Annotated in this window: 1 protein-coding gene; it reads right to left on the minus strand. The window is 62.2% G+C overall.

All coding sequences use genetic code 11. The features are described from left to right. On the minus strand, positions 1-233 hold a 233-nt coding region (locus H6B10_RS16540; protein WP_243427440.1), incomplete at both ends, for an alpha-amylase family glycosyl hydrolase.

A 233-nucleotide genomic window follows, 5' to 3' on the forward strand; every position in this document is an offset into this window, starting at 1 on the left:
TGGTAAAGCCTGCCTGGGCGGTGGCGTTCCACTGCATGGGGGTGCGGGCATTATCGCGGGCTTTGGCCTGCAGGGAAGCCAGGATGTCCGCCTCCGCATAACCGGCGGCACGGCGTTCGGCGCAGACATTGCGGCTCTCGATGTCGGTAAAATCATCAGGGGAAGCGAAAGGCACATTGGTCATGCCCAGTTCCTCGCCCTGGTAAATGTAGGGGGTCCCCTTCATGCCGTGC

The organism is Gemmiger formicilis, assembly GCF_016901605.1.
Taxonomy (GTDB): Bacteria; Bacillota; Clostridia; order Oscillospirales; family Ruminococcaceae; genus Gemmiger; species Gemmiger formicilis_B.